Annotated in this window: 4 protein-coding genes; 1 reads left to right on the forward strand and 3 read right to left on the reverse strand. The window is 64.2% G+C overall.

Going from position 1 to position 14,221, the window contains the following annotated elements:
• Position 1 precedes the first annotated feature (1 nt).
• A complete protein-coding gene (locus tag PPGU16_RS23990) occupies positions 2-9,598 on the reverse strand; it encodes a non-ribosomal peptide synthetase (protein WP_180722901.1) in 9,597 nt (3,198 codons plus the stop codon).
• A 255-nt stretch (positions 9,599-9,853) separates the two neighbouring features.
• Between PPGU16_RS23990 and PPGU16_RS23995 the strand changes: the two genes are divergently transcribed.
• The gene (locus tag PPGU16_RS23995) at positions 9,854-11,653 is read left to right on the forward strand and encodes a cyclic peptide export ABC transporter (RefSeq protein WP_180722902.1); all 1,800 of its coding nucleotides are present in this window, start codon (positions 9,854-9,856) and stop codon (positions 11,651-11,653) included.
• A 757-nt stretch (positions 11,654-12,410) separates the two neighbouring features.
• On the opposite strand, the gene PPGU16_RS24000 is transcribed toward PPGU16_RS23995, so the two are convergent.
• Positions 12,411-13,427 carry an ABC transporter substrate-binding protein gene (locus PPGU16_RS24000; protein ID WP_180722903.1) on the reverse strand — a complete coding sequence of 339 codons (1,017 nt, stop codon included), beginning with the start codon at positions 13,425-13,427 and terminating at the stop codon, positions 12,411-12,413.
• Complete coding sequence (fhuF, locus tag PPGU16_RS24005) at positions 13,424-14,221, reverse strand: siderophore-iron reductase FhuF (protein ID WP_180722904.1); 798 nt, start codon at positions 14,219-14,221, stop codon at positions 13,424-13,426. Before fhuF ends, PPGU16_RS24000 begins: the two co-directional genes overlap by 4 nt.

Raw genomic sequence — 14,221 nt, forward strand, 5'->3', positions numbered from 1 at the left:
CTCATTGCGCTTCGAGTTCGCCGAGCAGCGCGTCGATCGCGCGCGCTGCGTCGTCGAGTGAGTGAGCGCCGCGCGCTTCGAGCGCCGCGTCGATGGCCGCCGCGCAGCGCGACAGCGTGCGGGCATCGAACAGCGTGCGCAGCGGCAGCGCGAGAGACCAGTGCAGATTGATTTGCGCATTCGCCTGCGTTGCGAGCAGCGAATGTCCGCCTAGCGCGAAGAAGTCGGCATCGCGGCCAATCGCGTGGCTCGCGTCGATGCGCAGCACGCGTGTCCAGATCGCGGCGAGCTCGCGCTCGGTATCGGTCTGCGGCTCGGCCGCTTCTTCCGTTTGCAGCGACGGCGCGGGCAACGCGTTGCGGTCGCACTTGCCGTTTGGCGTGACAGGCAGCGCTTCGAGTTCGATCACATGCGCAGGCACCATGTAGGCGGGCAACTGCGCGTTCAACGTTACGAACAGCGCGGCCTGATCGAATGCTTCTTCAGCGCGTCGTGCGACATAGCCGATCAACTGCTCGTCGCGCACGATCACGACGGCATCATGCACGCCGGGCGCAGCCCGCAGCAGCGCTTCGATCTCGCCCGGTTCGATACGCAAGCCGCGCAATTTGACCTGCTGATCGGCACGGCCGAGATAGTCGAGCACGCCGTCCGCGCGCCGGCAAACGAGATCGCCCGTACGATAGAGACGCGCCCCCGGCGTGAACGGATCGGGGATGAAGCGCTCGGACGTCAGTGCGGCGCGCCCCAGATAACCGCGCGCGAGTCCAACGCCGCCCAGATACAGTTCACCGATTGCGCCCGCTGGCAACGGATGCAGCGACGCATCGAGCGCATGCAGTTGAATGTTTGCAATCGGCTTGCCGATGGGGACCGCGTCGGCTTGCGCATCGGCCTCCGTGCACGTCCAGTGCGACACGTCGATCGCCGCTTCCGTCGGGCCGTACAGGTTGTGCAATTGCGCCTGCGGCAGCAGCACACGTGCGCGTGCCACGAGTTCGGGTGACAGCGCCTCGCCGCTTGCCACGATGCGCGCAATGCTCATGCATTGCCCAGCGGCATCGAAGTCCTTCAGATGGCCGAGGAACGCGCCGAGCATCGACGGCACGAAATGCAGCGTCGTTACGCCAAATGTGGCGATGGCGGACGCGAGGCGCGCGGGGTCGCGATGATCGCCCGGTGCGGCGATAGCGAGCGTCGCGCCGACTGACAACGGCCACACGAACTCCCATACCGAAACGTCGAAGCCGAACGGCGTCTTGTGCAGCACGACGTCTTGCGGCGTCAATCGGTACGCGTCCTGCATCCAGGCGATCCGATTCGCGAGCGCGCGATGCGTATTGCCTGCGCCCTTCGGCTTGCCTGTCGATCCCGATGTGTAGATCAGGTACGCAAGCTGATCTTGCTCGACGGTGATGGGCGTTTCGAGCGCGGCATTCGCATCGAGTTCTTCGACGCACAGCACGCGTGTGCTATCGCTGCGGATCGAAGCGACAACGCGTGCATGCAGCGACCGTTGAGTGAGCACGACGGCGGGCCGAGCATCGTCGAGCAGATACGCGATGCGATCGGCGGGATAGTCGGGGTCGACGGGCAGATAGGCGGCGCCCGCCTTCAACACGCCGAACAGCGCGACCACCATATCGACAGAACGCTCGACGCATAGCGCGACCACGCTGTCCGCCTTGACGCCTGCGTTGAGCAACGATGCGGCCACGCGGTTCGCGCGGTCATCGAGTTCGGCATACGTGACACGCGTGCGCGTTCCGTTGGCGTCGATGAAGTCCAGCGCGATTGCGTCCGGCGTCGCAGCAGCATGATGTTCGAACTGGCGATGAAGCGGCAGGTGCTGTTCAGCGAGCCACGTGTGCGCGGTATCGTTGAAACGCGCGAGTTGCGCGCAATCGTCCTGCGTCGCGATCGACACGCTACCGAGCAGCGCGTGCGGATCGGCGAGAAACGCTTCGATGCTTGCGTTGAACGCGCGATGCAGCACCTGCACGCGCGCTTCGTCGATACGCGCCGTGTCGTAGCCGTAGTCGATCGTCAGCGTATCGCCTGCCTGCACGACCAGCGTGACGGCCAGATCGGTCGATTCGACGCTGCGAATGTCCGACAGGCGCAGCGCGCGTTCGTCGTTCGCCGACCACGCCGGATCGACGGGATAGTTTTCGAACACGACCAGCGTGTCGAACATCGCGCCGCCACCCTGTCCGGCCCAACGCTGTATGTCGAAGAGAGGTGTATGCGCATGCTCGGCATTTGCCGCGTTGTCGCGCTGCAGGTCCGCGAGCCAGTCAGCGATGCGCCGTTGCGGCGCAGGCGTAGCAATGACGGGCAATGTGTTGATGAACAGGCCGAGCACGCTGTCGACGTCGGGCAATGCATCGGGCCGGCCCGCGACCGTCGCGCCGAATGCGACCGTCGCGTGATGGGTCATCCGTTGCAAGGCGAGCGCCCATGCGCCCTGCACCAGCGTATTCACGGTCAACTTGAGGCTGCGCGCGAGCGCGGTCAGCTTCGTGGTCGCGGCCGCATCGAGTTGCGCGCGCCAGGTGTCACTGGGTGCATCGGCAGCATGGTCTGGCGATACGTTCGGCGCGACGAGCGTCGGCTCGTCGAAGCGGGCGAGGCGTTCGAGCCAGAATGCCTTATCGGCTTCGTGATCGCGCGCATCGAGCCACGCGATGAAGTCGCGATAGCGCAGCCGCGCCGCCTGTCCAAATGACAACGCGCGGCGCTCGCTCATATAGTCGCGCAGCAAGTCGGCGAACATGCGCGCCGTGCTCCAGCCGTCGAGCAGCAAGTGATGACGCGTCCACACGAGGCGCCATTCGTCGTCGGTGAGGCGGATCAGCGTCACACGCATCAGCGGCGCTTGTGTCAGATCGAAGCCTTGTGCGCGATCTTCCGTCAGCCATTGCTCGAAGTTTGGGTCTTGCGCATCGCGGCCACGCCAGTCGAGCACGGCGACCGGCAGCTTTGCCTGCCGATGGACGATCTGCAGCGGCACATCGGCGTCATGCCAGAAGCTCGTGCGCAAGATGTCGTGCTGCGGCACGATGCGATTGAACGCATCCGTCACGCGTGCGATATCCGGCGAGGTCAGCGTCGCGACGAGTTGATTGACATAGGTGGTGCGATCGGGCGCATACAGCGAGTGGAACAGAATGCCCTGCTGCATCGGCGATAGCGGGTAGATGTCGTCGACCGTGCGCAAATCGAGGTCGAGGCGTTCGAGCATCGGCTGCGAGAGACCCGCGCGCTGCGCGAGCGGGAAATCGGCGGGCGTGGCGCTCGCGCCGCGTGTCGACACGCGTTCGATACAACGTGCCGTGATATCGCGCAACGTGGTTTCAAAGGTGCGCGCAAGTTTTTCGATCGTGCCCGCCTCGAACATCGAGGCGCTATAGACCCAATGCACCTTCAGCTTGCGTGCGCCGTCGATATGCGCGTGAATCGCCAGTGCATTCGACATCGGACCCGCCGGGTCGCGCTCGCAACCTGCGCCGCCGAAGCGGCCGCTCAGCGCCCGGTCGTTCGACGCTTCGCCGAACTGGCCCAGGTAGTTGAAGGTCACACGCGGGCGCGGCAGCGCGGCAAGCGTCGCGCGCGTCGCATCGTCGGCGAGATAGCGCAGCACGCCAAAGCCAACACCTTTGTTCGGCACTGCGCGCAACGCCTCCTTGACGGCCGTGAGCGTATCGGCACCCGACGCACCGACGGGCAGCGCGACGGGATAGTGGCTCGTCAGCCAGCTGATCGAGCGGCTCGTGTCGAAGTCTTCGAACAGCGCTTCGCGTCCGTGGCCTTCGAGTTCGATCAGCAGCGAATTCGCTTCGACGCTTGCACCCAATGTGTGAGCGAGCGCGGCGACGAGCAGATCGAGCGTCTGCGTGCGCCATGCGGCGTTCGCTTCCGTGAGCAGCGTCTGCGTGAGCGTGGTGTCGATCGTCCATTCGACCGTGCACGCGCCGGCATTGATCGCCGTGCCTTGCGGATCGTCGAACGGCAAGGCGGCGCTCGCGTACTGCATCGAGGTCCAGTACGGCAGTTCTTGGCTGAATAGCGCCGTTGCGTTGCTGGCGAGACGTTGCGCCCAGTCCGACGCTTGCGCGCCTTGCGCCGCGAGCCTGATGGAACGCCGCTCGCGTACCGCGACGTAGGCGGCATCGAGATCTTCGAGCAGCACGCGCCACGACACGCCATCGACGATCAGATGGTGAATCGCGATCCACACACGCGGCGTGCCATCGGGGAGCATCGCGACGAGCGCGGCCGCAAGCGGACCGCGCGCGAGATCGAAGCTGCGCTGCAACTCGTCGAATTGCGCGAGTGCGTCGTGTTCGTCGCGGGCTTCAATGGCGATCAGCGGCAGCGTGTCGAACGGTTTGTCGGCGTGGCGCGCGCTCCACGAAGAGGACGCGTCTTGCGTGAAGCGAAGGCGGAACCCGTCGTGATGCGTGAGCACTGCGTCGAACGCCTGCGCGAATGCGTCGAGATCGAAGCGTTCGGTCGCGTGCAGTTCGATAGCCTGATTCCAGTGGTGGCGCGCGGGAATCGTCAACTCGAAAAAGCGCTGCTGCGCAGGCGTCAGCGCGGCATGTGAGGCGTCCGGTTTTGAAACGGAGCGGGCTTCCGCTTTCGGCTCGGCGGCGGCAACCGCTTGAGCAACTTGCGCGAGTTGCGCGACGGTCGGCTTGTCGAACAGTTGCTTCGGCGTGAAGCGCACCCCGCGTTTGCGCGAACGCGCAATCACCTGCAACGCGAGAATCGAGTCGCCGCCCAATTCGAAGAAGTTGTCGTCGCGGCCAACGGTTTCCGCGCGCAGCACTTCTTTCCATACGTCCGCGAGAATGCGTTCCGCGCCTTCGAGCGGCGCTTCGCTCGCGGCTTGCACGACGGGCCGTTGCGCAAGCTCACGCAACTTCACACGGTCGATCTTGCCGTTCGGCGTGACGGGGAACGCGTCGCACAATATCAACGTCGCGGGCACCATGTAGTCGGGCAGTCGCGCGGAGAGTTGCGCGCGCAGCGATGCTTCGTCGCCCGCTCCTTGCACGACGACGAACGACGCGAGCCGCGCGCGGCCGTCTTCATGGATCGCCAGCGTCTCCGCCTGCCTGACGCCATCGAGCGCACGCAAGGTCGCGCTGATTTCGCCGGGCTCGACGCGATAACCGCGAATCTTCACCTGATCGTCGAGACGGCCCAGATAGTCGATTGCGCCGTCCGCGCGCAGGCGCACGCGGTCGCCCGTCCGGTACATGCGCGCGCCGGTCGCGTCCGGCACGAAACGCTCCGCAGTCGCCGCGGGCCGGCCCAGATAACCGCGCGCGACCCCGGGCCCGCCCAGATACAGTTCACCGATTCCACCGACCGGAACGGGCGCGCCGTTCGCATCGAGTACGCACGCGTGCGCGTTCGGCAACGGACGCCCGGTGGGCACGCCCGCCGATGCGCTCGCGCCGTTCATGTTCGCGGTCGCGTCGAACGCGAGCGCGCCGACGGTCGCTTCCGTCGGGCCATAGTGATTGATCACGCGGCATGCAGGCCTCAACGATTTAATCCGTTCGACGAGCGTCCACGGCAACGGCTCGCCGCCCAGCACCAGCGCGTGCGACGGCAGTACGTCGGCGGGTTGCTGCGCTTCGAGCAACGCGTGCAGATGACTTGGCACGATCTTCAGCACGCCGACGCCACGTTCGCGCATCGTCGCGGCAAAGCGGTCGGGATCGAACGCGGCTTCTTTCGGCAGCAGATGCAGCGTGCGACCCGAGCACAACGCGCCGAACAGCGTCGTGTGGCCGAGATCGGCGGCAACCGTCGATACCATTGCCATGCTTGCGCCGGGCGCGAATCTCAGTTCGTCGAGCATGCCTTGCACGTAATCGGCGAGCGCGCGATGCGAGACGACGACGCCCTTCGGCGTGCCCGTCGAACCTGAGGTGTAGATCAGGTAAGCGGCCTGTTCAGGCGCAATCGAGGCGCATGCGGCTTCGTTGTGCGTGTCGATCAATGTATCGAGCGACAGGACAGGCGCTTTGGTTTCGATCTGGGGTGCACCGGTGGCCACGATCACACAGCGCGAATCGCATCCGGCGACGGACGCTTCGATACGTTCACGCGGCGCGGCAGGATCGAGCGGCACGGCCATCGCGCCCGACTTCAATACCGCGAGCAACGCGACGACGAAATCGACTGAGCGGTCGATGCACACCGCAACCGCCTGCTCCGTGCCCGCGCCGCGTTTCATCAACGCGTGCGCGGCGAGCGACGACGTGCGGTCGAGTTCTTCGAACGTGAGTTGCCGCTGTGCGTCGGTGACGGCGATCTGCTTTGGCGTCGTGTTCGCGTGATGCGTGAACGCTGTAACGACATCAGCGAATTCGAACGCCTGCGTACGGCCTTGCAGCACGTTGCCGTCTGAGCCAGCACAAGCGAACGAACTGACCGACGACGCCGGATTCGCCACGCTATCCGTCAGCAGCGCAACAAAACCGTCGAGCCATGCCAGTGCAGTCGCATCGTCGATGCAATCCGTCGCCCACGCCGCGACCAGCTCAATGCCGCGCGTGTCGTCGGTGAAATCCAGCGCGAAATCGAAACGTGCCGCGTTGTCGGGACCAGGCGTCAATGTCGCGACCGCGCCCGGCAACGCGACAGGTTCGTCGAACACGAACTGCTGCGCGAACTTCACGCGCAGCCATTCTTCGCCGCGCCGCACGGGCGGCTTGACGGCATCGATCACCTGATCGAACGGGATGTCCTGATTCGCGTACGCGCCGAGCGTGGTGTCGCGCACTTGCGCGAGCAACGCGCCGAACGGCGCATGGGGCGACACGTGTGCGCGCAACGCTACGGTGTTGATGAACAGGCCAAGCAGATTCGCTACTTCCTCGCGCTGACGGTTGGCGACAGGCGCGGCAATCACGATATCCGTCGCAGCCGTCAGCCGATGCAGCCAGGCATGCAACGCAGTCAGCAGCACGATGAATGTCGATGCATGCGCGCCGCTTGCGAGATCGCGCACAGCGGCCGATACATGTTGATCAAGACGCCGCGAAGCGCGCTTGCCGATGAGCGTGCGCTCCGCGGGTGCCGTGCGATCGACGGGCAATGCGAGCGGCGCGGGTGCGTCCTTCAATACATCGCGCCAATAGCCGAGTTGCCGCTCGCGTTCCGCGCCATCGAGCCATTCGCGCTGCCATTGCGCGAAGTCCGCGTATTGCGCGGTGAGCATCGGCAACGCAGCGGCGCGGTTTTCCGACAGCGCAGCGTAGGCTTCCGCCAGTTCCGCGAATGCGCAACGCGACGACCAGCCGTCGCTGATCGCGTGATGCGCTGTCAGCATCAGGCGATGCTCGTCGGCAGCGAGCGTGACGAGCGACGCGCGCAGCAAGGGACCGCGTTGAAGATCGAAAGTCCGCGCTGCGTGTTCGTCTGCGAGTTCGCTTGCGCGTGCCTTGCGTGACCCGAGCGCGACGCCGCGCAGATCGATTTGCTCGACAGGCACCGCGATTCGCCCATGAACGCGCTGCATCACGATGCCGTTGTCGTCTTCGTGCAGCGTCGTGCGCCAGGCCTCGTGACGTTCGATCACTTGCGCGAGCGCCTTTTCCAGCAACGGATGATCGATCGACCCGCGAATGTTCCAGTGCGCGGCGATGTGATAAGCGTCGCCGGCGTCGCGCGTTTGAGCGAGCACCCAGAAACGCTGCTGCGCAAATGATGCGCGATGGTCCGTGTAGACCTTTGCCGTCGTGCTTCGCATGGCGGCTTTCAACGGCAACGGCTGTGTGAGATCTTCTGCTTCGCTAGCATCGACGAGCGCGGCAAGTTCTTCGAGCGAACGATCGGCAAACAGCGCATCCAGGCGCAGGTTCACGCGCAATTCCGCGCGGATCGCGGCCTGCATGCGCATGATCGCAATCGAGTCACCGCCTCGCGCATGAAAGCGGTCATCGAGGCCGACAGGCTCGCCGCCCAGGATCGCATGCCAGATCGCAGCGAGTTTGCGTGCGGTGTCGCCTTGCGGCTCGCGATACGACGCAACGGCCTCTTGCGACGCAACGCGTGCACGCAGCGCTTCGCGATCAAGCTTGCCGTTCAGCGTATAGGGCAGTGCTTCCAACACCGCGAAGCGATGCGGCTGCCATGCTTCAGGGAAGTGCCGCGACAGATGCTCACGTAAAGCGCTTTCATCAATTGTGTTCTCAGTCACGACACAAGCGGTCAACTGCACACGCCCAGCAATCTGTTCGACCAGCACAGCCGCATCGCGCACGCCGGGATGCGAGCGCAAACATTGCGCGATCTCGCCGGGTTCGATACGCACGCCACGAATTTGCACCTGATCGTCGATGCGGCCCATGTAGTCATAAGCGTCGTCACTTCCGAGGCAAGCGAGATCGCCGGTGCGATACACCCGCGAACCTGGCGCGCCATCGGCATCGGGAATGAAACGCTCAGCCGTTTGCGCCGCGCGTCCGTGATAGCCGCGTGCGAGACATGCGCCGCCCAGCAGCAGTTCGCCTGCCGAGCCCTCTCCGATCGAAGCGCCATCAGCCGATCCGGGCGCGCTCACGCGAGCCGTGCGCAAACCGATCGGCCTGCCGATCGGCAACGATGCGCATGACGTGTCATCGAACGAGCCACTCACATCGAGCGGCCACAGCATCGGCGAGATCACCGTCTCCGTCGGGCCGTAGCCGTTGATCAGACGCGCGTTGTTAAACGTTTGCCTGATTTCAGCGAACACATCGCCGGGCATTGCTTCGCCGCCGAACGCGAGCACACGCAACGCAGCCGGCGCGCCGTGAAGCCGCGCGGCTTGCGCGAATTCACGCAGATACGCGGGCGGAAACGCGGCAATCGTCACACGCTCCTGCTCCACAAGTGCGCGTGCGTCGTCGGGCGCAACCGCGCCGGGTGCGGTGATTGCGATGCTCGCGCCCGCAGCGAGCGGCGCGAGCCAATATTCGTGCGCGAGATCGAAATTCACGGACGCGAAATGCAGCACGCGGTCCGCGTCCGTCATCGGATAGGCATCGATCACGGCGTCGCAATGCGCCGCAAGCGGACCATGCTCGACGACCACGGCTTTCGGCGTGCCCGTCGATCCCGACGTGTAGATCATGTACGCAGCCGAGCGCGGATGAACCCGAGCATCGTCGAATGCAAGGGGCTGTGTGATGTCGATGGCATCTGCCTCGATGCAGTGCTCGAATCTCGCGCGCATCGTAGCGTCCGCCGCGCGCGTGACGATGCCGTGCTGCAGACCCGCATCGCGCACCATCCAGTCGAGACGTTGCGCGGGATGACGCGGATCGAGCGGCACGAACACGCCGCCCGCCTTCAGCACGGCGAGCAACGCGACGAACAGATCGCACGACCTGTCGATGCACACGCCCACCCGCACTTCCGCCCCCACGCCACGCGCGCGCAACATCGCCGCGACGTGCGACGCGCGAGCGTCGAGTTCGCCGCGCGACATGCGTACGGTATGCGGCGAAAACGCGGCGAGCGCGGGTGCGTTGGGTGCACTGCGCGCGAGTTCGCGCAGTCGCTGATGCAAGGCAGTCGGAAAAGTCGTCATTCGTGTGAAGTCCTTCGGCAAAGCCGCTATGCCGCTGCATCGGGACGCAGTTTGTCCCGGTCCCAATTTCAGCGGCTTCACACAGGTGACGAATCGCGCGAAAAAAAATTTACCCCTTCAGGGGAATAAATTCTGCGGAGTCCTTGATTGCTCGCGCTCGCGGCGGTTTAACTAAAGTTTTGCGAGGCTCAAACGTCTATTCGATGGATGACCCTTCATGCGCTCTGCGCACCTTCACTCTCACGCCCGCTTTCGATGACTGTTTCCAACGCACCGCCCGTGAATGGTTCGGATCGCCCGAACAAACCCGCTACCCGTCTGCTGTTATCGCTATTACGACGCTCGCGCGGCGCGCTCGCGCTCGCGCTGGTCGCATGCGTTGCCAATGGCGTGTCGAGCGTATTGCTGGTCGCGACGCTCAATCGCGCGCTGAGCGCGCCCGCCGCCGCCGATCTGCCGCTCGCGTTGCGCTTCGCTGCATGCGCGCTGGTTGCACTGATTGCGCGCATCGTTTCGGGCGTGTTGTTCGCGGGGCTGTCGCAGGACACGATGGGCCGCATGCGCGAGCATGTGTCCGCGCGCGTCGCGGCTGCCGAGTTGCGCGACGTCGAGCGTGTCGGCGCGGCGCCCGTGCAATCGATCCTCACCGACGACGCCACCAACGTGTCGATGCTGTTCTTCGCGCTGCCGAACATCGTCATGCACGGCTCGATCGTCGCGGGCTGCCTTGCCTATCTCGCGTGGCTGTCGTGGCCCGTTTGCGTGCTGGCGCTCAGTGCGATCGTCGTCGGCTCGCTGGGTTACCGGTTTGGCGATATTCGCGCGATCGCGTCGCTCGAAGCCGCGGGCAGCGCGCAAGACCGGCTGTTCGATTACCTCGGCTCGCTGTTCGCGGGTGCGAAAGAACTGAAGCTGCATCGGGAGCGCGCGCGGCAATTCGTCGACGGGCAACTGGGTGCCGCGATCAACGAAGTGCGCGACCATCGGCGTCGCGCGTTCGTCGCCTATGCGATCGGCGTCGGCTGGATCATCTTTCTGTTCTACGTATTCCTCGGCGCGGCGACCTTCCTGCCATCCATCGGCGTGCATGCCGATGCGCAAGCCGCCGCCGGTTATGTGATCGTGTTCCTGTTCATGCTGGTGCCGCTCGATGGTCTGCTGAACAATCTGCCGACGGTCAACGCGGCGCGCGTGTCGCTGGAACGAATCGAGCGTGTGCTCGCGGAGTTCGAGGAGCCGCATCACGCGGCGGCCTTGCCAGTGCCTTCCTCCGGCGCTCAGGTCGCGGCCTTTGACACGCTCACGTTGCGCGGCATTACGCATGCGTATTTCCACGAGCGCGACGAGCGCATGTTCCGCATTGGGCCAATCGACCTGACGTTCAAGCCGGGCGAACTGGTGTTCATCGTCGGCGGCAACGGCAGCGGCAAGACGACGCTCGCGAAGGTGCTGACGGGTCTGTATGAGCCGGAAGGCGGCGTCATCGAAGTGGATGGTTTGCCCGTCACGCGGGACACGCGGCCTGCGTATCGAGAGCGCTTCTCGACGGTGTTCAACGACTTTCATCTGTTCGACACGTTGCTCGGCATCGTCGATCCGGACGACACGAACGAAAGCGCCCGCGCCGCCGCCGATGAGCGCGCCAATGCGTTGATCGCGAAGCTTGCGCTCGATCACAAGGTGAGTGTGGAGAACGGCACGTTCTCGACGCGTGCGCTATCGACGGGGCAGCGCAAGCGCCTTGCGCTGGTGGTTGCGTATCTTGAAGATCGACCGTTTTATCTGTTCGATGAATGGGCGGCCGATCAGGATCCTTCGTTCAAGGCTGTGTTCTATGAGCAACTGTTGCCGGAGTTGCGCGGGCGCGGCAAGACGGTCGTTGTGATTACGCATGATGATCGTTATTTTTCACTTGCTGACCGCGTGCTGAAGCTGGATAACGGGGCGATTGTGAATGAGACGCGCGGTGCGCCGCGGGCGGTTGCTGGAAGTGGCACTGTCCGTGTGCCGTCGGTTCAGGTTGATGTGATTCAGACCAAGGTTGATGCGAGTTGAAGGGTTTTTTTGCGCTGGCATCCGCGTGATGTTATTGGTTCGCAAGCGTTGCCCCTGTGCGGGGCGGCACCTACTTTTCTTTGCCGCCGCAAAGAAAAGTAGGCAAAAGAAAGCGGCTCACACCGCCAGTTCTTGTGTTTGCCTGAGGGCCCCCATAGGGTCTTGCGCTTCACACGGCAACCATGTGACCCATGTTCGTTGCCAGCGCTCTTGCGATGCGCCTCACCCGCTTTGCGCTCCCGCGTTACAGCACGCCGTACCAGCTATTCCACCGCCGCCCAGGTGGCAAACTGTGTGTAGGCCCAAGCACTCCACACGCCTCACTCCGGACCGATAGCGCACGCGTTCCACCCTGTAAAAGCGCTGCCCTATACGACGCGATAACCTACACACAGTTTGCCACCTGGGCGGCGCAAACCATTCGCTGCCGCTGGCTCAAGTACGGGTATTCGAAGCGGGTGAGGCGTTCATTCGAAGCGATGGCAACGAGAACTGGCCAGGGCACTGCCGTGTGAGGGATGCGGACGTTGGGGGCCCGTGGATGAGAACACGGGCTGGCGGTGTGAGCCGCTTTCTTTTGCCTACTTTTCTTTGCGGCGGCAAAGAAAAGTAGGTGCCGCCCCGCACAGGGGCAACGTTTGCAGACCAATAACATCACGCGGATGCCAACGCAAAGGCAAAACAACCAAACCGCCCGCGCAACACGAATGCCGCCAAAATCAAAAACCAAAAAACAAAAAGCAAAACCAAACCACCATCACCGCGAAGCGGACGATCCCACCGGCAGCGAAAGCAACGCATCAGTCATAGCCTGCGACAACCTCAACGCCGACATCGGCCCACCAAACCCCCAAACATTACGCTCGACCAACGTCACCCGTCCCTCACGCCGAGCAGGCACAAATCTCCAGACAGGCGAATCGAGCTTCGCATCAAGCGTCACTTCCGGCCCAGTTGCGCTCGTCAGCAACACACTCGTCTGGGGGCGTTTCAAGAAATCCTCCGACGTCAGATAAGTCGTCCCTTCGCGAGTCGGCTTCGAAGGCCATAGCGTCACACCGAGCTTCTTCGCGACGCCGCCCGCCATACTGTTGCTCGTGTAGGCCCAGTACCGGTCGGGCAAACCCAGTTCCTGCAACAACGCAAAGTCAACATGCGAGCGGCCCGCATCGGCCAGACGCTTTGCATCGCGTGCGAGGCCCTCATCGAGCTGCCGTTCGACGGCTTGCGCCTGAACCGTGCGCCCCGTAATGCAACCGATCGTATCGAAGATCCTCCGCGCCCATTCGAGCTGCGTCGCCTGCGCGCCGTCGAGCTTCATCTCCGGGCTGAACTGGAACAACACGGTCGGCGCGATCGATTGAAGCGCTGCGAAGATCGGCGCGTGCCGGAAGCCAACGCCGATGATCAGGTCGGGTTTGAGCGCGGCAATCGCTTCGAGGCTCGGCTCCTGGCGCGTTCCGACATCGGGCACGGACTTCATGCGCTCGACGCCATAGCCGATCCACGACGGGTAATACGCGGTGTCGACCATGCCGGCAGGCGTGACGTCGAGCGAAAGCAGCGCTTCGGCGAACAGGAATTCGAGCACGACGATGCGCTTAGGATGCGCGGGCAACGTGTCGCTCGCCTGTGTCACGGTGGGATTCGCGGACAGCGGCGTACACGAGAGCGCGACCGCGTCGCGAGGCGCTGGTGTCGCGCCTGCAGCGTTCGCAGTACAGGCAAACGCAAGGCACGCAGCACATACGGTCGCGCGCAGCGCCTGCTTCATCGTATGGCCTCTTGCCGCGCGAGATCTTCGTCGCTCATCGTGAGTAGTAGCGGACAGCTCGCACACAGTTGATCTTCTCCGGGTATTTCATAGCGCACACAGCAGACGCGGCGCGCGCGAAACGGCGCGGGCAGCAGCGTCGAACGCGGTGTCACGTTGCGCACGGGCACGCGTAGCGGGTTCGGCTCGTCGCCGCCGAACAGCGCGCGCGATTCGAACATCCACGCGGCGTCGCGGGCCGCGCCCGGCATCGCCGCGCATTGCTCGAACAGCGTGTCCAGCAGATTGCCGACGTTGCTCCATAGCACGCGCGGCGCGATCTTCGTCATGCCCGCGAGCAGATCGATCACGCCACGCAGATGCTCATCGATCAATGACGCATAACGGCGCGCGGGATCGTCCGTCGAGTCCGCGAGTGCATCGTGCGGCAGATACAGCGCTTCAGGCATGCCTTCGCGCAGCAACAGCACACAGCGCGCGGGGTTCATGTCGAGCGGTCTTTGCAAGGCGAGCGCGGACACCAGCGCGGCGGGCACGACAAGGCCGAAATAGTATTTGCTCCACTGCGACAGCAGAGCGCGTGCGTGACGTTCGGGATCGCCGCCGTAACGCACGAGCATGGCATCGAGCATCGCTTCGCGCTGCGTCGCGAGTTGCGTGAGCGGCACGCGCACTTGCGTGGCGTCGCTGGTGTCTGACGTTTCAACGGGCATGCCGAGCCACACGCGTTCGACATACGCGGCAAAGGGCGTATCGGCGACAAGCGACGCGAACGGTTTCGCTGCAGAGAGCAT

It is taken from the genome of Paraburkholderia largidicola (genome assembly GCF_013426895.1).
In the GTDB taxonomy this organism is placed as follows: domain Bacteria; phylum Pseudomonadota; class Gammaproteobacteria; order Burkholderiales; family Burkholderiaceae; genus Paraburkholderia; species Paraburkholderia largidicola.